The organism is Lacinutrix sp. YIN62, assembly GCF_057219185.1.
Genome location: NZ_JBXVVH010000001.1, coordinates 260,235 through 280,195, shown reverse-complemented (window position 1 = coordinate 280,195; position 19,961 = coordinate 260,235). Strand labels below are relative to the sequence as shown.

Genomic DNA, 19,961 nt, shown 5'->3' with positions numbered 1-19,961 from the left:
AATGCTTTTATTTTTAATTTGATTTGAAATAACCTTTCATTATTCCACGATGCGAATTCTTAATAAATTGAAGAATTTCATCTCGTTCTGTTGTTGCTTCCATTTCGGCTTCTATAATCTCTGAAGCTTGTGTATTATTATAGTTTTTTTGATATAATAATCTATACACATTTTGAATTTCTCTTATTTTTTCGGTTGAAAACCCTCTTCTTCTAAGTCCTACAGAATTAATTCCTACATAAGACAAAGGTTCTCTTGCTGCCTTTACGTAAGGCGGAACATCCTTACGCACTAGTGAGCCTCCTGTAACAAAAGCATGGTTTCCAATAGAACAAAATTGATGCACGGCTGTCATACCTGCCAGCACGACATAATCTCCAACATTAATATGTCCTGCCAAAGTTGTATTATTAGAAAAAATACAATTATTACCAACAATACAATCGTGAGCAATATGACAATAAGCCATAATCAAACAATTATTTCCTATAACTGTTTTCATTCGATCTGTTGTCCCTCTATTAATAGTTACACATTCTCTAATGGTAACATTATCACCAATTATAGTTAGTGTATCCTCATCGTTATATTTTAGATCTTGAGGTACAGCTGAAATCACCGACCCTGGAAAGATATTACAATTCTTACCTATACGTGCGCCTTCCATAATGGTTACATTACTTCCAATCCAAGTTCCTTCTCCTATAGTTACATTATTATAAATTGTAGTAAAAGGTTCGATCACTACATTTTTAGCGATTTTAGCACCTGGATGCACATAAGCTAATGGTTGGTTCATTTCTTTATTTTTTATTATATTAAATAACGATATGCTTTGGATTTACTCCAATTGCATTATATTATATATTTTTATTTTACTTTACTTATTTGCGCCATTAATTCTGCTTCTGCACATAATTTTCCATTAGCATAAGCATAACCTTGCATATGGCAAATACCACGTCTAATAGGCGTAATTAATGAGCATTTAAAAATTAAAGTATCTCCGGGTGTTACCTTTTGTTTAAATTTCACCTTATCCATTTTCATGAAAAAGGTTAAATAATTTTCTGGATCAGGCACAGTACTCAAAACTAAGATACCGCCTGTTTGCGCCATAGCTTCTACAATTAACACACCAGGCATTACAGGAGCTCCAGGGAAATGACCTGCAAAGAAAGGCTCGTTCATTGTTACATTTTTCATTCCTGTAACGCTATTCTCTGAAAGTTCAAATATTTTATCTATTAAAAGAAATGGTTGTCTATGAGGAAGCATGTCCATAATTTGATTAACATCCATAACCGGTTGTTTATTCAAATCTATTACAGGCACATTATTCCGTCTTTCATTCTTTATAATTTTGGTCATTTTTTTTGCAAACTGAGTATTTACAAAATGACCAGGCTTATTAGCGATAACTTTTCCTCTAATACGCGTTCTAATTAATGCTAAATCTCCAACAACATCTAGTAGTTTATGTCTTGCAGCTTCGTTTGGATGGTGTAATGTTAAGTTATCTAAAATGCCATTTGATTTTACAGCGATGCTTTCTTTTTTAAAAGCTATTTTTAATTTCTCCATTGTTTCTGGAGACAACTCTTTATCAACATAAACAATGGCATTGTTTAAGTCTCCGCCCTTAATAAGACCATGCTCTAAAAGGGATTCTAGTTCGTGTAAAAAGCTAAATGTTCTAGAATCTGATATATCTTTTTTAAAATCGGACAAGCGATTTAGAGTTGCGTTTTGAGTTCCTAAAACTTTAGTTCCAAAATCAACCATTGTGGTTACTTGATATTCTTTTGAAGGCATTACCAATATTTCACTTCCTGTTTCTTCATCAGAATATGAAATAATATCGGTAACAACATATTCTTCTCTGTAAGCCTCCAACTCTACAATACCGGCTTTTTCTATGGCTTCAATAAAAAACTTAGAAGACCCATCCATAATAGGAGGTTCTGAATTATCTAATTCTAGAATAGCATTATCGATATCTAACCCTGTTAATGCTGCTAATACATGCTCACAGGTTTGTATGGTCACGCCGTTTTTTTCTAAACAAGTCCCTCTTTGTGTATTTGTAACATAGTTTGCATCAGCTTCCATACTAGGGTTACCCTCTAAATCTATACGTTTAAAAGCAAACCCAGAATTTGCTGGAGCGGGTTTAAAGGTTAATGTAACATTTTTTCCTGTATGTAAGCCAACTCCTTTTAAGGAAATCTCCTTACCTATTGTTTTCTGCTTTATTTCAGTACTAACTATTCCCATTTTCTTTTTTTTCTAATTCATTTATTATTTTCACCAATTTCGGTAAATTTTTAAAATACACATAAGATTTATTCCAATCACCATAATTAAATGCTGGTGAGCCTTGAAGTGTTTCGTTATCTTTTATATTTCTTCCAATTCCAGATTGTGCTTGAATACGAACTCCATTACCTATAACTAAATGCCCAGCGATTCCTACCTGCCCGCCTATTTGACAATTCTCGCCAATTTTGGTTGAGCCTGCAATTCCTGTTTGAGCCGCTATTACGGTATTCTTTCCGATTTCAACATTATGTGCAACTTGAATTTGATTATCTAACTTCACCCCTTTTCTAATAACTGTAGAACCTAGTGTGGCTCTATCTATAGTTGTTGCTGCTCCAACATCGACAAAGTCTTCTATAATTATATTTCCTATTTGCGGGATTTTTTTATATTCTCCGTTTTCTTGAGGTGCAAAACCAAAACCATCGGCTCCTATAATTGCGCCCGAATTTATAACACAATGTTTTCCGATAATTGATTCTGAATAAATTTTAGCACCAGCAAAAACGACTGAATTATCTCCTAGTACGACATTATCACCAATGTATGATCCTGGAAATATTTTTACATTATCGCCAATTTTTACATTATCACCAATGTATGTAAACGCTCCTACATATACATCTTCACCCAATGTTGCAGATGCAGAGATCGATGTTGGCTGTTCTACACCAAATTTATTTAATTTAACCTTATTGTAATACTCTAACAACTTTGAAAATGACTGATACGCATTTTCAACTTTAATTAATGTAGATTCAACCTTTTGATCGGGTTTAAAATCCTTATTTACGATTACAATGGATGCTTTTGTGGTGTACACATAAGGTGTATACTTAGGATTAGCCAAAAAGGTTAGTGCCCCTTGCTCTCCTTCTTCTATTTTTGATAGTTTAGACACTTCTACTTGTGAGTCCCCCACAACTTTTCCTTCTAAAATATCAGCTATTTGTTCTGCTTTAAACTTCATTACTCGCAAAAATAGGAAAAATTATCACATTTTTTCTTTTGGATAGCATATATAATATTTAGTTACGGGTTTTGAAAGTGCTTTTAAATTAAGTTGATCTGAAGCTTTAATTATATCTTCGATTTTTCCATTTTTATATAAAATCTTTATTCCTTCTTTTTTCTGTTCATAAGCTTGGTTTGAAACCGATCCTGTGAACACAAAATAACTCGCTTCAGCATCAGTAATACCATATTCATCAATAAGTTTTTCTTTATATTCAATTAAAGACGCTTCTTTTATTTTCTTCTTTTTCATTTTAATTTTCAATAAATTCCGATTTAAAATCATCTCACATAAATTTTTTAAAACAAAATCCTCATGAGATTGCCACATTTTCATAGCGGAAACAATATCATAATCGTCTAATTTAGAGAAAATTTCTAAACTTTCAGTATTAAAGCTTTTTATATCAATTTCATTGTTTAAAAAAAAGGACAATGCTTCACTGGCAGGCAATTCAATCCCATTGTGGCTTAATTCTTTTGCTCTTTTTAACACTCTAATTACTAATTGCTCTGCAACTAAACCGGTTTTATGCAAGTAAACTTGCCAATACATTAATCGCCTAGCTACTAAAAATTTTTCAACACTATAAATACCTTTTCCTTCAATAACCAAGGCATCATTTTTAACATTTAGCATTGTAATAAGACGTTCACTATTAATATTCCCTTCTGCTACTCCTGTATAAAAACTATCGCGCTTTAAATAATCTGCTCGATCCATATCAATTTGACTAGAAATAAGCTGACACATAAACCTACGATGGTATTCGCCTTTAAATATTTTTATAGCTAATGTTAAATCTCCGTTAAACTCATCATTTAAACGTTCCATAAAAAGCATTGAAATATGCTCATGTGAGATCTTATTTACGATACTATGTTCCATTGCATGTGAAAAAGGACCATGCCCAATATCATGCAAAAGAATAGCAGCACATAATGCTTTTTCCTCATCCTCAGAAATAGATATTCCTTTGAAACGCAACACGTTAACCGCCTTAAGCATTAAATGCATACAACCAATCGCATGTTGAAATCGTGTGTGATGAGCACCAGGATAAACCAAGTACGACAACCCCATTTGGGTAATTCGACGTAATCTTTGAAAATATTTATGTTCAATTAAATCGAATATTAATGAATTAGGGATGGTAATAAATCCGTAAATTGGATCGTTTAAAATCTTAAGTTTGTTAATTGTATACAAGCTGTCTTAATTTCTTATTAATAATATAAACAAATATACATGAACACTATCAATATTCTTTGGGTTGACGATGAAATAGATCTTTTAAAGCCTCATATTCTCTTTCTTAAGAAAAAAAACTACACTGTTACGACTTGTAATAGTGGCACAGAAGCTTTAGAAATTTTAGATGAAACCAAATTTGATATTGTTTTTTTAGATGAAAACATGCCTGGTTTAACCGGCTTGGAGACCTTAAACGAAATCAAAGAGCTACAAGACACGCTTCCTGTGGTAATGATTACCAAAAGCGAAGAAGAGTATATTATGGAAGAAGCTATTGGTAATAAAATTGCAGATTACCTTATAAAACCTGTAAACCCCAATCAGATTCTATTAAGTCTTAAAAAAAACTTAGATCATTCAAGACTTATATCTGAAAAAACAACATCCAATTACCAGCAAGAATTCAGGAAAATTGCTATGGATCTATCTATGGTAAATTCTTATGAAGAATGGGCCGCTTTATATTTAAAGCTAATTTACTGGGAAATACAATTAGAAGATATTGAAGACACTGGAATGTTCGAAATTCTAGAATCGCAAAAAAACGAAGCTAATATTCAATTTGGAAAATTTATAGATAAAGAATATTCTTCTTGGTTTGAACCTAATACTGATTCCCCGACTTTATCTCACAATCTATTCAAAGATAAAATCGCACCAGAATTAAGTAAAGAACAACCCACCTTACTCGTTGTTGTAGATAATTTACGTTACGACCAATGGAAAGCCTTTGAGCCCTATGTAACAAATCACTATAAAAAGAAAACAGAAGAACCATTTTATAGTATTTTACCTACCGCAACACAATATGCTCGTAATGCCATATTTTCAGGATTAATGCCTAGTGATATGGAAAAACTCCACCCAGAATATTGGAAAAATGATATTGATGAAGGAGGTAAAAACTTGCATGAAGCCGATTTTTTAGATGCGCAAATGAAGCGCTTAAGATTATCGCATTTAAAATATGAATACTTTAAAATTACTAATTTAAAATCAGGAAAAAAATTAGCCGATAATTTTAGAGGATTAAAAAATAATGACCTTACTGTTGTTGTTTATAATTTTGTAGATATGCTTTCACATTCCAAAACCGAAATGGATGTTGTAAAAGAATTAGCTTCTAACGACAAAGCATACCGATCGTTAACCCAAAGTTGGTTTAAAAACTCTCCACTTCTAGAGATGATACAACAAGCACAACAAATGGGTTTTAAATTAATTATAACAACAGATCATGGCACAATTAATGTTAAAAACCCATCCAAAGTTATAGGAGATAGAGACACAAGTTTAAACTTAAGATATAAAACAGGCAGAAGTCTAAGCTATGAAGAGAAGGATGTTTTAGCGGCTAAAAACCCCAAAGCAATTTATTTACCATCTATTTCAATGAATAGTGCTTTTATTTTCGCTAAAACTGATTTGTTTTTTGCTTATCCTAATAATTATAATCATTATGTAAGCTATTACAGAAACACCTATCAACATGGCGGTGTTTCTTTGGAAGAAATGATTATACCTTTTGTTGTACTTAACCCAAAATAAATTTGAATAGAATATTTCATATCCTATAAATCATAAAAAAAACTTAAGTTTACATTATTTAATCAATATAATACGCTTTGGAAATAGAGTATTCATTAGAAACGGTCAATGCTGTAGCCGAACAAATTTTAAAACACAGCACCTCAAAAATACTATTGTTTAATGGAGAAATGGGGGTTGGAAAAACAACATTGATTAAAGCTCTTGCTACAAAATTGGGCTGTATAGACACTATAAGTAGTCCGACCTACTCTATAGTAAATGAATACGCAACAAAAGAAACTTCAATTTTTCATTTTGATTTGTATCGCATAGAAGACGAAGCAGAACTTTACAATTTTGGTATAGAAGATTATTTAAATAGTACTGGTTGGATTTTTGTTGAATGGCCAGATATTTTAACACACCTAATACAAACAAATCATACTATTTTAAACATCACATTAAATAAAACCAATACAAGATCACTTGTATTAAATAATGTATATTTTAAATAATTAATAACATTTAAAGATAAGACAAAAAACGTTTTTTTTAGATAGTACGGTTTTACCCGTAATAAAAAAATGAAAAAAAACCAGTTTTAACATTTATTTAACATTTACCAAAAAAAACAAAAACGGCCTTTAGCTACATTTGAATTAATTAACTCAACAAACGACTAGCAATTATGAAGGCAAAAAAAAACCTAATCACATTACTTTTTTTTGGAGGCATGTTTTTTACAACGAATATCTTTGATTTAAATATAGAAACACAAACCGAAATAGATGGAAGAAAAATCAAAGTACCAAGGAATGGATAATAAAAAAGTTATTTTAGTTGGCAGCATAATTGCTACATTTATAGCTATAACACCATATCTTTTTTACATCTATGAAGCAGTTCCTAATCAACCTGTGTGGGATACTTTCATTTATACTTTTAACAGTGAAATTTATGAAAGTACTCAAATAGTTGTTTGGACACTTACTGGTAAAATAATTCCATTGTTTTTATTGATTATCTGGTTTTTCACTTGTCGTCATTGGTGGTACCATGCCCTACTTGCCCCTATTGCTATGTACCTATACCAAATTATTAGTTTCTCCTTATCTAACACCTATTTTTTTGACGAATTTGAATTAATTCACATTATTCCTTTTATAGCGATTATTATTCCAAGCATATACCTTATAAGAGCACGAATTTTTAATAGATTAAATTCTGTTGACAAATCTATTCAAGAGCTTGAAGATGAATTAAGAGCTAAACCCGTAGGGCTTTGGGCTAAAATTAATCAGTATTTTTAGTAGATTTTATTATCATTCAAATTTTATTCGTAATTTGATTTTTTAATTTAAATCTCACAACATTATTATAATGTCAAAACCAATTACACCTTTTTCTAAAGCGCAATTATTACCTCAAGAAGAAACGCTGGAGATATTCAAGAAAAAAAGCGCGCTTTTTATTGGGATACCAAAAGAAACCGCGTTTCAAGAAAAACGTGTATGCCTTACTCCTGATGCCGTTTCCGCGATTGTAAATAATGGTCATCGGGTTTTAATAGAATCTGGCGCAGGCAATGGTTCTAATTTTAGTGATAAAGATTTTTGTGAAGCTGGTGCGGAAATAACAAACGATACAGAAAAAGTTTATTCTTGCCCTATGATTCTAAAAGTGGAACCTCCTACCCTTAAAGAATTAAAACTGATTAACCCACAGACCATTTTAATTTCAGCACTACAACTAAAAACACAAAATAAAAAATATTTTGAAGCTTTAGCAAGTAAAAGAATAACAGCCTTAGCTTTTGAATTTATTAGAGATAATGATGGCACTTACCCTGCAGTAAGAGCATTAAGCGAACTTGCAGGAACGGCTTCTGTTTTAATTGCTTCAGAGTTACTAAGCAATGCGAATGAAGGTAACGGGCTAATGTTCGGTAATATAAGCGGAGTACCTCCTGTAGAAGTTGTAATATTGGGTGCTGGCACCGTTGGTGAGTTCGCTGCAAGAAGCGCAATTGGACTTGGTGCTAATGTTAAGGTATTCGATAATTCCATTACAAAACTAAGATCCTTACAAACGAATCTAGGACGCACATTATACACTTCTACTATACAGCCCAAACATTTAAATAAAGCTTTAAAACGTTGCGATGTAGTTATTGGCGCTATTAGAGGAGAAAATAGAGCTCCTGTAATTGTAAGTGAATCTATGGTGGAACAAATGAAGAAAGGCGCTGTTATTATAGATGTTAGTATTGATATGGGAGGCTGTTTTGAAACAAGTGAAGTAACAACACACAAACAACCTTCGTTTAGAAAGCATAACGTTATTCATTATTGCGTTCCTAATATACCGGCTAGATATTCTCGTACGGCATCTGCTTCAATTAGTAACATTTTTACACCCTATTTATTAAAAATTGCTGAAGACGGTGGACTTGAAAACTCCCTAAGAATGGACAAAGGCCTAAAAAACGGCTTGTATTTTTACCACGGTATTCTCACAAATAAATCCGTTGCCGAGTGGTTTGATTTAAAATATAGTGATATTAATCTTATAATATTTTAAATTTGCAGTCCATTAAAATTTAGAAAATTGAAATTAATACATAGAATAGGTTATTACCTTGGCGGTTTCTCAATAGGATTAATACTTTTAGCTTTTTTTCTTAACGGTAAAAAGACCTCTTGTAGTTATAGTCCAGAAGCAAGAACACTAAAGAATATAAATACGAAGCACATTGTTTATAGCTCTAAAGCCAAGGCATTTATAGTTTCTAAAAAAATAGATACAATAGCAATAAATTACATATTACATAAAGGAGACGTTGTTTTTTCAAAAAGCGAGCCTAGAAAAGAACCTTGTGGTATTTATCACATAGAAGGCACTCTAAATAAAAAAAATGCCGCATTAACAATTGAAAATTGTGATAAAGCAGCAACATTAAAGCATATCGAATTTCTAGATTAAAAGAGCTATAAAAAAATAGCTACACATTTTTTTATTTATGTGTAGCTCTGTTTTTTTTAAAATCGTTCTATATAAAGCAAATCACTCCATTGTTTTCCTTCTAGTCCTTTCTTTTTTCAATAAAGATAACTCTCTGCTTGTTTGGCCTGCCACAGAGGTATTCTCTTCTGCTCTACGAATTAAATAAGGCATCACATCTTTTACAGGCCCGAATGGCACATACTTAGCTACATTATAGCCTTCTGCAGCCAAATTAAAACTGATATGATCACTCATTCCATATAATTGCCCAAACCAAATACGGTTATCTCCTTTATCTAATTTTAGCGCTTTCATTAAATCCATTGCTAAATAAGAACTTTCTTCATTATGAGTTCCTATAAATATTGAAATATCATTTAAATTATTTAAAATATATTTCAAGCAATCATTAAAATTATCATCTGTTGTTTGCTTATCTTTACAGATGGGAGATTTGTAACCTTTTTCCTCTGCTCTAGTCCTTTCTTTCTCCATATACGCCCCTCTTACAATCTTAAAGCCTAGCTTAAAGCCTTCTTTTTTTGCACGCTCATGAGATTTCTTTAAAAACAACAACCTGTCCCATCTATAGGTTTGTAATGTATTATACACTATTGGTTTATTTATATTATAAACCGCCATCATTTCTTCTACTAAATCATCGGCAGCATCCTGCATCCAGCTTTCCTCCCCATCAATCAAAACTTCTACGTCTTTCTCACTCGCCAGCTTACAAATGGTATTAAACCTTCTAACGATACGCTCCCATTCCAATTGCTCTTCTTTAGTAAAAACGCCACCTTCACTTTTCTTTTGAAATAAATAAAACCGCCCTAGCCCTGTTGGTTTAAAAACCACTATAGGCATCGCTTTCTTTTCATCCGAGAAATCTATGATATTCAATATTTTTGATGTTGCTTCTTCAAATTGCTCTTCAGTCTCCTTGCCTTCTACAGAATAGTCCAATACAGAACACACTCCTTTTGTATACATCTTATCTATAACCTTAAGACTATCTTCCTCATTAACACCGCCACAAAAATGGTCGAAAACAGTAGCTCTTATTAATCCTTCTATTGGTAAATTTGCCTTCAATGCAAAATTAGTAACCGCTGTTCCGATCCTAACTAAAGGCTGATTTGCGATCATTTTAAATAGGAAATAAGCACGTTCCAACTCTGAATCGCTTTTCAATGAGAATGCTATCTCTGTATTATCGAAGATTTTTTCTTGGCTCATAAGTTTAGTACAAATATATTTGTACAAATATAATTATACTAATACATTATTTAATAAAAAACGCCTTATTTTCACATTCTACTTTTATACGCTTTAAAATGACATCTATATCTACACAAGATTACACTATATACTTAAATGAAGCATGCTATACCGCTTTAAACAAGCATCTAAAGGCTACAAATTATTCTAAAATTTTTATTTTAGTAGACACACACACACACACACATTGTCTTCCTTCATTTTTAGCTAAAACAGAAATAGAAACAGCTTTTGAAATTATTGAAATAGCACCAGGGGAATTAAATAAAAATATAGAAACCTGTGTTGGTGTTTGGAATGCTTTATCTGAACTAAATGCTGACCGTAAGAGTCTTATAATTAATGTTGGCGGCGGAGTTGTTACAGATTTAGGTGGTTTTGTAGCCTCTACGTTTAAACGTGGAATAAACTTTATAAATGTTCCAACCTCTCTTTTAGCAATGGTAGACGCCTCTATTGGAGGAAAAACGGGAGTTGATTTGGGAAGCTTAAAAAATCAAGTAGGCGTCATTAATACAGCTGTAATGGTGCTTGTAGACACTTCTTTTTTAGAAACATTACCACAACTTGAAATGCGTTCAGGATTAGCAGAAATGCTTAAGCACGGATTAATACACAATGAGCTATATTGGAGCAAGTTAAAGGACTTATCTAAACTATCACTTGAAGACTTAGATACTTTGATTTTTGAATCTATATTAATTAAAAAGAAAATTGTAGAAAAAGATCCCTTAGAAGAAAACCTACGTAAAACATTAAACTATGGGCACACATTAGGACATGCTATAGAATCTTATTTTCTAAGCGCTTCAGAAAAAGAAACTCTTCTACATGGGGAAGCTATAGCTATAGGAATAGTTCTAGCAACATATCTATCTGAACACATGCTTAATTTTCCTACAGAAAAAAGTAAAGAAATAAAGAAGGTTATAAAAGGGATTTACGGCCATGTTGTAATAACTAAAGAAGACTACGCCCCTATAATGGAACTTTTAAAATATGATAAAAAGAATGAGCATGGGAATATAAACTTTGTACTCCTTAAAGATATTGGCAAAACAAAAATCAACTGTACTGTTGCTAATAATCTAATAATAGATGCTTTTGACTTTTACAACAATTAAAATTAAATTAAAAATTGTAAATTTATAGACTGAAATTCATGGAATAACCCCCTGTTTGAGTAATTACTAATTTAAAATAGTTACTATGAAAAGAGTTATCGTAGATTACAAAAAATTAACCCCTGAAGTTTTAAATTTATTAACTCAGAAATTCCCTGACGGCTATGGTGACCGCGATATTATTATTTTCGACAACCATAATAATGAAACCATAGAAGCTGTAGAGGTTAAAACTAAAGACACCATTTACCTTGTAAAAATAAGCAGTAAGCTTCACTACACTATGCTTAATTTTAATGTAAAAGACTCATTATTACTTAATAAATCTGGTCATATTATTATAGACGATCTAGAAGTTGATGAAGAAAAATAAGCTATAAATAACGCTCTGCAATAATATTAGCATGATGTTTTTCATGACCAAAAATTAAAAACCCCATAGCTCTAACAGAAACGGCTCCGTTACCTGCCATCCCTTTACTTTTTAGCATTTTTTCGCTAAAACTTTTAAACATAGCTATAGTAGACATACGCAACAACCTATATTCCTCTATAAGCGCGTCTAAAGTTCTTATGTTCGCTTCGCTTTCTTTTGCATAATTCCCCTCGTCAAAACCACTAAGAGCTGTAAAATCTTGACGTGCAAAACGTAAAGCGCGGTACACAAAAACACGCTCCGTATCTATTAAATGATTAATTATTTCTTTAATAGTCCATTTCCCATTAGCATATCTAAACTCAAGTTTATCATTGGGAATGGATTCATAGAAAGCGATCATGTTTTCCATACTAGATTGCAACCCTTCTATCAACTCAATATCGCCTGCTTGCTTAATATAATTATCAAAATATGGTAAGTATTCGTCTTGTTTTAATTGGGTCGCATTCATAGTTTAATATCTATTTTTAAAAAATTAAATGTAACAAAAAAACCTCTCGAATCAACGAAAGGTTTTTATAATAAAGTGTTAAAACGTTATAGTTCTCTAAAAATATCGTGCATTAAACGCTTTTTATCGTTAATACTTTCCTCAAGAGAAATCATTGTTTCGGTTCTATAAACGCCATCAATATCATCCAGCATAAAAATAATATCTTTCGCATGCTCTGTATTGCGCGCTCTAATTTTACAAAAGATATTAAATTTCCCAGTAGTGACGTGCGCTACAGTAACGAAAGGAATATCATTTATACGTTGCAAAACAAAAGTTGTTTGCGATGTATTTTGAAGAAATACGCCTACATAAGCGATAAAGGAATACCCAAGCTTTCTATAATCCAATGTTAACGAAGACCCCTTAATTATTCCTGCATCTTCCATTTTCTTAACTCTAACATGTACCGTTCCTGCAGATATCAATAACTTTTTAGCGATATCTGTGAAAGGCACCCTTGTATTATCTATCAGCATATCAAGAATTTGATGATCAATTTCGTCTAGTTTAAATTTTGCCATTTTGTTTTTTATTAAATATAAAGCAAAAATAATACAATTTCAATGAATTATAAATATTAAAACTTATGGTTTTAAGAAATTTAATAAAAATTTTACATTGTTAATGATTACAAAATCATTTTCATCGCCCAATTCTATCACCTTATTTTCTGAAATAAAAACCGTACTGTTTTTAGCATCAATGGTTTTATGAGCAAAGTAGCTTGATAAATTAGCTATTTTAACGACTTTGGGAATAAAATGAATATTGTCTTTAATTAATCGTTCTTCATATTGTATGGCTATATCTAACAATTCGCCATTAAAATTAGCATTGGTTATTATAACATCGTAAAACAATTTTTGATTTTGCGGAATTGTTGAATAATTGTTTAAGTCGGTAAAGGACTTCGCTCCTTCTATAACGCCATTTATAGCTATTATAAGCGCATTAAAAATCAAACGTCTTACTTCTTCTCTATCGTAATCATTGGCGTAATGTCCTGCTTCAAATAGTACTGTGGGAATGTTAAACCCTTGAAAAGTATCTCCAACACAATTATGATTAAAAGCATCGTCATAAATCCCAATTTGACCTGGTATTTCTTTTTGTAAGAAAGCATTCATTTTAACTATTAAAGCCATAGCTTGTTTACGATTCTTTGTTATAGAGCAGCTTTTATCTTGAGCTGGCGCTAAAAAGGATACGGTTGCTGGCCTATTAAAATTCCCTGCGCTAAAGATGGTACGTTGCCCATGTAGATTAAAGCAAAAATGTGGTTTAAACGTATTAAAACAAGCTCTTAAAACCCTACTTTCTGGTTGCGACAAGTCTTGAGCATCTCTATTTAAGTCTATTCCATTAGCATTTTTACGAGTATATACTTTTGCGCCATCTGGATTTAAAATAGGAATTATTTTTAGTGTACAGCTTTCCTTAATTGCTTTTGCGATTAGATTATCACTCCCTAAAAGATTAAAAACATCAAAAAGGGCTTTAGTCGTTGTGGACTCGTTGCCATGCATTTGTGACCAAATTAATATTTTTTTAGGGCCAGTGCCTATGGTTACGGTATAAATGTCTTCTTCTAAAACGGATTGACCAGCAACCTCTATATTAAAACTATTTTTATGTTTAATTAATAGAGGTTTAATATGTTTGATACCTATGTAACGTCCATAAAGAGTTGTTTCCTTATGCTTTTTAAATAAAGAGCTTAGTGTTTTTAAAGTCATTTAGTCTGTATAAGGTTACAAATGTAAACATTAATAAATTTACAAATGTAAACAGTTATTTGAGTTGTTTGTGTTTACAGATGTTTACACTAAGTCCTTTAAAGCGCACTAAAAGATCCCTTAAATTGCTAATAATGCAACTGTTTCACAGGAAATGGCTTAATCCCCTCTTTTTCAGTAAGTTAAAGTTGTTTAATTAAAGTGATTAATCAATGTATTTTATTGATAATCAACAATTAACACTATTTATTATGTTATGTAAACTAGAATAGTTACATTTGTAAACAACTTAATCAAACCCCTTTTGTTTACAATGTTAAACAGTGAAGATTTTACTAAAAGACTAAAAAAAATCATTGAGTATTACGGTGAAAGCGCTTCTTCTTTTGCTGAAAAAATAGGTGTGCAACGTTCCAGTATCTCACATATACTCTCTGGAAGAAATAAACCGAGTTTAGAATTTGTTTTAAAAGTTCTCTCCTCTTTTCCTGAAGTTGAATTGTATTGGTTAATGAACGGTAAAGGCTCTTTTCCTGCTCAAAAAATTTCTGAGCAAAAAACAATAAATCCATCAAAGCAAATCCAAGAACAAAATTTATTTTCAAATACTGAATCTAAAACGAATCAATTCCCTTATCCTGATGTACAACATGCACCTGCTTCTACTAAAAAAGAAATTGAACGCATTGTTATATTTTATAAAGATGGTAGTTTTTCAAATTTCGAAAATTATTAGTCAAAAAATGATTTTCTTTTACTGTTGATATGCCTTAATAAATTTTACGTATTCGCATCTAGATTCATAAAAAAATTAAATACGCGATTTATGAGCCATTATATTTTTTACTGTAAAATGCATTTTTATTAAAAATTAATGTCATTATTAATTTAGATTTTGGTTATGTAAAAAAATAAACTGCTTTAGAATAAGAAGAGCACCTATTTTAATTATCATCTTCTAAAAAATATAACCAAGGGCTTCAAATCAAATTAACAATCCGTTTTTTTTAAATACTCATTTAAAAAAAGCCTTCATGCAAAACGCATTCTTTTCATAAAAATTAAGCATGCTGTATATTTTTATAGAGACGCTCTTTTTTTACATTTCTCGAAATTATTAATTAAAAAACATTTCTTGGCCTGTTACTAAATTTCTCACTACAATAATATTTCTTTTTTCTTCTAAAATTGCGTCCTCATATATTTTGCCTATTCGCATCATGATCCGTAAAATTTTTAAATACGCGATTTATGAGCCATTATATTTTTTACTGTAAAATGCATTTTTATTAAAAATTAATGTCATTATTAATTTAGATTTTGGTTATGTAAAAAAATAAACTGCTTTAGAATATGAAGAGCACTTATTTTAATTATCATCTTCTAAAAAATATAACCAAGGGCTTCAAATCAAATTAACAATCCGTTTTTTTTAAGTACTCATTTATAAAAAAGCCTTTATACAAAATGAATTTCTCTTTTCATAAAAATTAAGCATGCTGTATATTTTTATAGAGACACTCTTTTTTTACATTTCAGGTAATTATTAATCAAAAAACATTTCTTGGTCTGTTACTAAATTTCTCATTACAATAATATTCCTTTTTTCTTCTAAAATTGCGCCCTCATATATTTTGCGTATTCGCATCATGATCCGTAAAAAATTTAAATACGCGATTTATAAAGACTATGGTTTTTGTTATAAAATGCATTTATCCTCTTTTCATTTATTAATTTTGCATAAAACAAAACATAATGAAAACCCTAATCCTATTTATACTTTTAATTTCTATTAGTAGTTGTTATCAAATAGAGCGTAACTGTACAGATTTTAAAACAGGAACGTTTAAAAGTGAAGTTGTTATTGCTGGTGAAAAATACAAATCAACTTTTACAAGAACGCATGATTTACAAATCGAAAATTATAACGGAAAAATTGATTCGTCGCAATTACGATGGATTAATGATTGTGAAGTAATATTTAAAACGATTAACCCTAAGAATATGGCTGAACGCAAAGATATTCATTTAAAAATATTGACAACAACGAATACTTCTTATACTTTTGAGTACTCTTATGTTGGAGAAACTAAAAAGCAAAAAGGAATTGCTTTAAAACAGTAATAAATAAATAACTCAGAATTTAAATTAAATCCTGAGTTATTAAAAACTTACCACTTATATATACTGTAAAACATACAGTAGTATTAAAAAAATAAAGGTATTAGCCCCTAAATTTTATTTTTTTTCTAAATACCATATTTACTTTATATGCTCCCTCACCTCCATCTACAATATTAAAAATATCGTCTACATCATCATTTTTTGCAGATGGTAAAACAGCACTTGCATTATAGGCATTTATATATTCGTAACCCAATTTTGACATTGAATTCAATAAATCTGTTTGATTTCGTACTCTTAGTTTATCTCCATCTTGTAAAATAGATTCTAATTCTAATAATTGCTTTTTGTAACTTGATTTTTTACTATCAATTATAATATTTATTCCTCCTAATAATTTTGTGTTTTGAGAGGTTACAATTACATATTCTGGTAATTTATTTACACTAACTCGACTACTTTCGACTACAGAAAGCTCTTGTGCATAAATATTGGTACTAAAACTTAAAAATACAATTGTTAGTACTATCAAATAAAATAACTTTATTTTCATCTTTCTTTTTATATTAATTTACTAATTCATTAAAAATAGCTGTATTATATGGCGTTTCAAACATGCTTCCATGTTCGCCTTCTTCTATTCCTAAAACGGTTGCTTGTTTGTTTATCAAAAAATTAACTTCTTCTTCTGTTAATGCTCCAACTGGATGGTCATTTGTAGCAAAAACATAAATGACTTGAGTTAAATCCACATCTGCTAAGCGTTGAATATATCTATTTTTACCTAAACCTGCTGCCAAACGGGTAGCTGTTACATTAGTAAATATTCCACCTTCGGCATTAGGATCGGCCAACTGTGGAGTAATGCCATCTGGAAAATCATAAATAGTTCCATCTCTAAATCCTTGCCATACAACTTCTGGCATATTTAAGCGTCCTGCCATAATAACCACTTTATCTGCCTCATTACCATATACTGCTAAATAATTAGCTAATAAAAAAGCGCCAAATGAGTGTCCAATCACATATACTTTTTTCCCCATGCTTTTATAATGAGTAACGACATTGTGTACTATCGCTGTACTTATTGCATCTTCAGCAATGGCTTGTTCAAAAGTTAAATCTATATTTTGTAAACTTGGATTTAAAGTTTGCGATTGTTCCACATATACTTTTAAATAATCTACCCCATCTGTAAATGCATCCAAATCTTCTGTTCCTAATTCAAAGACAGGACCTCCTTGTAAATATAATACAACATTCTCTGCTTCAATATTTCCAGTGGTTTTTATTAATTTGTTTATATCATCTGGTATTGCCGTTGCTTTATATTCTGATGATGAATCTGAATTATTATGATCGTCATTTGAATTGCATGCAATAAAAAAAACGGTACTTATTACTAATAGTATAAATTTTATATTCTTCATTTTTGTAATATTTATTCATTTATAAATCTAGAAAGCATATCCTATACCAAGACCTATTCGTGGTATAAAGTCCTCTATGTTAGTAGATATAACATCTCCACTTTTATTAACTGAAGTAAACTGACCTCCTAGATTTAAATCTAATACGAAACCTGTATTTCCTTTACCAAAAACCCATTGGTGACCTCCAATTATTCCTCCTGCAACATAAGATACGTCACCTTTAAGGTCCCCTTCGGAAACATTGGATGTTGAATACGTTAAAACAGGTGTTACATAAAAACCGTTTGGCGCAACTTTAGAATTTGATAAATAAAATTTGTATTTACCTTCTACACCCCAAGACGATTCTTTAGAAGTATTAGTGCCAAAATTCACGTCGTATTCGCCGTACGCTAGAGATAATTCTACAGATCTATTTTCTGATAGGCTCCTTTCATAACTCAACTCGGCTGTTCCAAATATTGCACCTAATGGATTAACTTTTACTACATTTTGTTGTGCTTTGGCTGTTAATGCTCCTAATGCAATTATTGCACATAAAACTACTTTTCTCATTCTTATTTAAAAATTATTGTTAAAAAAAATCTCAGCAATCATTTTGTATGACTACTGAGATATGCGTTATGCAAATTATAATCTTTACTTTCTCAATATCTTTCTCAGGTTAGAAAGTAAAGTTGCTTTGTTTGATGGTGCAAAGGTATATTATATAACACTGTAAATGAGAGACGTAAAGTACTAGAGTACGGTTGTAGTACCTTTTTTAAATAAGATTTGTCGTTTATATTCTAACGGAGTACAATTTTTCGCTTTTTTAAAGGAAGCATAAAATGCACTTTTTGATTTGAATCCTGCTTCTAAGCCAATTCCTTCCAATGAAAAATTTTTATATGCTTCACTTTCTATACATTTTATGGCTTCATCAATACGCAATTGATTAATGTAAGTTTTAAAATTTTTTTCTTTTATAAGATTAATTGCTTTGGATACTTTTTTAGGTGGAATTTTATTTGCTTTGGCAAGATCTATAATAGTCAGGTCTTTTTCTTTAAAATTTTGACTATTTAATAAATAATAATCTATTTGATCCACTATTTTCATTAATTCTTTGGTCTCTTTATCACAGAGAATAGGTGTTTTATCTTCTTTTTTTTCTTCTTCTAAATCAATTAATGCCTCAATTTTAATTTGGGAGAAGCCTTGAAAAATAAGCCAATAGACCATAAATAAATCAGAAATAATAACAAATAAATCAACGTATAACATATTAAAAAAGATACTAAAGAGTAATGTTACAGCTAAAATTAAAAGCAAACTTACAGTAAATTTTTTCACCCAATAAAGTTGAATTCCAGAAGTTGACGCATATTGATTTTCTACTAATCTACTATGTTTTTTTGAAAACCTAATAATTTCTATAGCGACCAAAATATTAAATACTATTCCACAAAATATGTATAATATATAATATATAGACTCTAGGTAATACTGAGGGTTATTTAATAAAAATATTATTAAAAGTATGATAACCTCTATTATTCCTGGTACTAGTATCCAATATTGTGTTTTCTTATTTTTTATTATCGAAACCTGCCTTGCATATAAATAAAATATGGGCAATATTAAAAAAAAGGTAGAAGTAGGAGATAATTCTAAATTAGGATTAACTTCCCCATAAAATAAGGTTTCAATAAGTACTTTAAATCCATCTAATGTAAATGTTATTAAAAACAGTCCTAAAAAAAAAGTAGGCTTACTTTGTTTACTGGTTAATATAAATCGTAACCCAAAAATAAGACCTTGTACTGTTATTAAAATTTCTGTGAGCTGAATCACTTTTTCTATGTTTAACTGCATACTATTTTAACGTTCATAATTATTCAGAATATATTCTACACTTTTTATAAGTTGTTTGGTTTATACAATCTAATTTTTTAACTCAAATTAACCTTGACTTCTATTTTATTTATCAATTTTTAAAACTATTCTTTATTTATTATATATAATCGATTGACTTATAATGGAATGAAACCGTACTTATAAACAAAAAACTTCATAGACCTCAATTAGTTATAATTAATTAAGGTATACGAAGTTTTTTCGTAAGTAATAAAACTTATAATCCCAATGCCTTCCTTAAGATAGAAAATAAGTTTGCAGCAAAAGGGCTGCTTTATTGTATAAAACAAATATATAAAATTTCA

The 19,961-nt window shown here is 30.5% G+C and carries 22 protein-coding genes; 10 read left to right on the top strand and 12 right to left on the bottom strand.

The features are described from left to right. Window positions 1-13: 13 nt before the first annotated feature. From lpxA to AC2D8I_RS01170, 4 genes are all read right to left on the bottom strand, one after another. Window positions 14-799, bottom strand: coding sequence for an acyl-ACP--UDP-N-acetylglucosamine O-acyltransferase (lpxA, locus tag AC2D8I_RS01185; RefSeq protein ID WP_484704155.1), 786 nt, complete (start codon window positions 797-799; stop codon window positions 14-16). 71 nt (window positions 800-870) lie between these two features. Next, complete coding sequence (locus AC2D8I_RS01180; protein WP_484704154.1) at window positions 871-2,277, bottom strand: bifunctional UDP-3-O-[3-hydroxymyristoyl] N-acetylglucosamine deacetylase/3-hydroxyacyl-ACP dehydratase; 1,407 nt, start codon at window positions 2,275-2,277, stop codon at window positions 871-873. Next, a complete protein-coding gene (gene lpxD / locus AC2D8I_RS01175; RefSeq protein WP_484704153.1) occupies window positions 2,264-3,292 on the bottom strand; it encodes a UDP-3-O-(3-hydroxymyristoyl)glucosamine N-acyltransferase in 1,029 nt (342 codons plus the stop codon). The genes AC2D8I_RS01180 and lpxD overlap by 14 nt, the downstream gene beginning before the upstream one ends. 24 nt (window positions 3,293-3,316) lie before the next feature. Continuing rightward, window positions 3,317-4,546 (bottom strand): HD domain-containing protein, encoded by a 1,230-nt coding sequence (locus AC2D8I_RS01170; RefSeq protein ID WP_484704152.1) that lies wholly within the window; start codon window positions 4,544-4,546, stop codon window positions 3,317-3,319. 39 nt (window positions 4,547-4,585) lie between these two features. Between AC2D8I_RS01170 and porX the strand changes: the two genes are divergently transcribed. The 6 genes from porX (at window position 4,586) to AC2D8I_RS01140 (ending at window position 9,103) form a co-directional block, all read left to right on the top strand. Then, a complete protein-coding gene (gene porX, locus AC2D8I_RS01165; RefSeq protein WP_484704151.1) occupies window positions 4,586-6,139 on the top strand; it encodes a T9SS response regulator signal transducer PorX in 1,554 nt (517 codons plus the stop codon). 77 nt (window positions 6,140-6,216) lie between these two features. After that, on the top strand, window positions 6,217-6,636 hold the full coding sequence (gene tsaE, locus AC2D8I_RS01160; RefSeq protein ID WP_484704150.1) for a tRNA (adenosine(37)-N6)-threonylcarbamoyltransferase complex ATPase subunit type 1 TsaE: 420 nt from the start codon (window positions 6,217-6,219) through the stop codon (window positions 6,634-6,636). A 173-nt stretch (window positions 6,637-6,809) separates the two neighbouring features. Then, complete coding sequence (locus tag AC2D8I_RS01155) at window positions 6,810-6,944, top strand: hypothetical protein (RefSeq protein ID WP_484704149.1); 135 nt, start codon at window positions 6,810-6,812, stop codon at window positions 6,942-6,944. Then, window positions 6,910-7,431 carry a hypothetical protein gene (locus tag AC2D8I_RS01150; RefSeq protein WP_484704148.1) on the top strand — a complete coding sequence of 174 codons (522 nt, stop codon included), beginning with the start codon at window positions 6,910-6,912 and terminating at the stop codon, window positions 7,429-7,431. The genes AC2D8I_RS01155 and AC2D8I_RS01150 overlap by 35 nt, the downstream gene beginning before the upstream one ends. Before the next feature lie 70 nt (window positions 7,432-7,501). Continuing rightward, window positions 7,502-8,701 carry an alanine dehydrogenase gene (locus AC2D8I_RS01145; RefSeq protein ID WP_484704147.1) on the top strand — a complete coding sequence of 400 codons (1,200 nt, stop codon included), beginning with the start codon at window positions 7,502-7,504 and terminating at the stop codon, window positions 8,699-8,701. Window positions 8,702-8,728: 27 nt separating this feature from the next. Then, complete coding sequence (locus tag AC2D8I_RS01140) at window positions 8,729-9,103, top strand: hypothetical protein (protein ID WP_484704146.1); 375 nt, start codon at window positions 8,729-8,731, stop codon at window positions 9,101-9,103. Between the two features lie 81 nt (window positions 9,104-9,184). Here the strand turns inward: AC2D8I_RS01140 and AC2D8I_RS01135 are convergent, their stop codons facing one another. After that, window positions 9,185-10,363, bottom strand: coding sequence for a proline dehydrogenase family protein (locus AC2D8I_RS01135; protein WP_484704145.1), 1,179 nt, complete (start codon window positions 10,361-10,363; stop codon window positions 9,185-9,187). Between the two features lie 98 nt (window positions 10,364-10,461). Between AC2D8I_RS01135 and aroB the strand changes: the two genes are divergently transcribed. Continuing rightward, on the top strand, window positions 10,462-11,529 hold the full coding sequence (gene aroB / locus AC2D8I_RS01130; RefSeq protein WP_484704144.1) for a 3-dehydroquinate synthase: 1,068 nt from the start codon (window positions 10,462-10,464) through the stop codon (window positions 11,527-11,529). Between the two features lie 85 nt (window positions 11,530-11,614). Continuing rightward, window positions 11,615-11,902 (top strand): hypothetical protein, encoded by a 288-nt coding sequence (locus AC2D8I_RS01125; protein ID WP_484704143.1) that lies wholly within the window; start codon window positions 11,615-11,617, stop codon window positions 11,900-11,902. A 1-nt stretch (window position 11,903) separates the two neighbouring features. On the opposite strand, the gene AC2D8I_RS01120 is transcribed toward AC2D8I_RS01125, so the two are convergent. The 3 genes from AC2D8I_RS01120 to AC2D8I_RS01110 form a co-directional block, all read right to left on the bottom strand. Then, window positions 11,904-12,419, bottom strand: coding sequence for a DinB family protein (locus AC2D8I_RS01120; protein ID WP_484704142.1), 516 nt, complete (start codon window positions 12,417-12,419; stop codon window positions 11,904-11,906). A gap of 86 nt (window positions 12,420-12,505) precedes the next feature. After that, window positions 12,506-12,985 carry an Lrp/AsnC family transcriptional regulator gene (locus tag AC2D8I_RS01115; protein WP_484704141.1) on the bottom strand — a complete coding sequence of 160 codons (480 nt, stop codon included), beginning with the start codon at window positions 12,983-12,985 and terminating at the stop codon, window positions 12,506-12,508. 63 nt (window positions 12,986-13,048) lie between these two features. Beyond that, the gene (locus AC2D8I_RS01110) at window positions 13,049-14,200 is read right to left on the bottom strand and encodes a M14 family metallopeptidase (RefSeq protein ID WP_484704140.1); all 1,152 of its coding nucleotides are present in this window, start codon (window positions 14,198-14,200) and stop codon (window positions 13,049-13,051) included. Window positions 14,201-14,513: 313 nt separating this feature from the next. Here AC2D8I_RS01110 and AC2D8I_RS01105 point away from each other — a divergent pair, with 313 nt between their 5' ends. Continuing rightward, window positions 14,514-14,936 (top strand): helix-turn-helix domain-containing protein, encoded by a 423-nt coding sequence (locus tag AC2D8I_RS01105; RefSeq protein WP_484704139.1) that lies wholly within the window; start codon window positions 14,514-14,516, stop codon window positions 14,934-14,936. Window positions 14,937-15,955: 1,019 nt separating this feature from the next. Further along, a complete protein-coding gene (locus AC2D8I_RS01100) occupies window positions 15,956-16,324 on the top strand; it encodes a DNA topoisomerase IV (RefSeq protein ID WP_484704138.1) in 369 nt (122 codons plus the stop codon). 100 nt (window positions 16,325-16,424) lie between these two features. On the opposite strand, the gene AC2D8I_RS01095 is transcribed toward AC2D8I_RS01100, so the two are convergent. From AC2D8I_RS01095 to AC2D8I_RS01080, 4 genes are all read right to left on the bottom strand, one after another. After that, window positions 16,425-16,877 (bottom strand): hypothetical protein, encoded by a 453-nt coding sequence (locus AC2D8I_RS01095; protein ID WP_484704137.1) that lies wholly within the window; start codon window positions 16,875-16,877, stop codon window positions 16,425-16,427. Window positions 16,878-16,890: 13 nt separating this feature from the next. After that, entirely contained in the window at window positions 16,891-17,754 is an 864-nt protein-coding gene (locus AC2D8I_RS01090; RefSeq protein ID WP_484704136.1) for an alpha/beta fold hydrolase, read from the bottom strand. Between the two features lie 27 nt (window positions 17,755-17,781). Then, entirely contained in the window at window positions 17,782-18,312 is a 531-nt protein-coding gene (locus AC2D8I_RS01085; RefSeq protein WP_484704135.1) for a DUF3575 domain-containing protein, read from the bottom strand. A gap of 183 nt (window positions 18,313-18,495) precedes the next feature. Next, the gene (locus AC2D8I_RS01080) at window positions 18,496-19,614 is read right to left on the bottom strand and encodes a helix-turn-helix domain-containing protein (protein WP_484704134.1); all 1,119 of its coding nucleotides are present in this window, start codon (window positions 19,612-19,614) and stop codon (window positions 18,496-18,498) included. Window positions 19,615-19,961 lie beyond the last annotated feature (347 nt).